This is a genomic window from Candidatus Symbiopectobacterium sp. NZEC135 (assembly GCF_025962695.1).
The window spans coordinates 1-983 of sequence record NZ_JAGFPF010000748.1; the positions used below are offsets into that span (position 1 = coordinate 1).

Here is a 983-nt window from a genome sequence, read left to right on the forward strand (position 1 = left end):
CGCCTGGCGCGAGAGCGCTTATCTCGCCCAGGCGTTCGGTTGATGGCGAACCGATCATGCATTCATCGCGGCCTTGAGAAACGGGCCGGTAATCGAATCCGGTGCATCCATCATCGCTGAGGCCGTTCCCGCAAACACCACCTGTCCACCACGGTGCCCGGCACCCGGCCCCATTTCAATCAGCCAGTCAGCATGTGCAATCACATCCAGATTGTGCTCAGCCACAATCACGGTATGACCGCGCTCGACCAGCCCATCAAACAGCGCCAGCAATCGGTCCACATCCGCACGGTGTAAACCGGTGGTAGGTTCATCAAACAGATACAGCGAACCGCCCTCTTCCAGTTGAGATGCCAGTTTCAACCGTTGTCGTTCACCGCCGGAAAGTGTACTCAGGCATTGGCCCAACGGCGCATAGTCTAAACCGACGCGCTGCAAACGCTGCAATAACCGCACAATGGGCGCATGACCGGAAAAATGCACCATGGCTTGCGCCACAGAGAGCGCCAGTGTCTGCACCATGTTTTTCCCTAAATAGTCCACCGCACGCGCAGCATGATTAAATCCGCTGCCTGCACAGGCTTCGCAGGGCGTTTCAACGCTGTCCATAAACGCCAGATCGGTGTGTATCATTCCCAGTCCTTTGCATTCCGGGCAAGCCCCTTGTCCGTTGCTGCTAAACAGGCTGGCGGGATGCCCACTGACACGCGCAAACAACGCGCGGATAGGCTCCACTATCCCCATATAGCTGGCAATCGTTGACCGACGCGTTCCGCCAAGCGCGCGTTGGTCAATCAGCACGGCATGCGGATAGTGGCGTGGCAACAGTCGGTTCACTAACGTGCTTTTCCCCGCCCCCGCTACGCCGGTGACAACGGTGAGTGCTCCCATAGGGAATGTCACATCGATATGATGCAGGTTATGCAACGAAACATCATGCAACGACAATTGCCCGGTCGTCACGCGCGGTTGGGTATTAAGAC

Annotated in this window: 1 protein-coding gene; it reads right to left on the reverse strand. The window is 57.3% G+C overall.

Going from position 1 to position 983, the window contains the following annotated elements:
- Nucleotides 1–54: 54 nt before the first annotated feature.
- A partial coding sequence (locus J5224_RS30175) for an ATP-binding cassette domain-containing protein (protein ID WP_264628732.1) occupies nt 55–983 on the reverse strand: 929 nt, incomplete at its 5' end.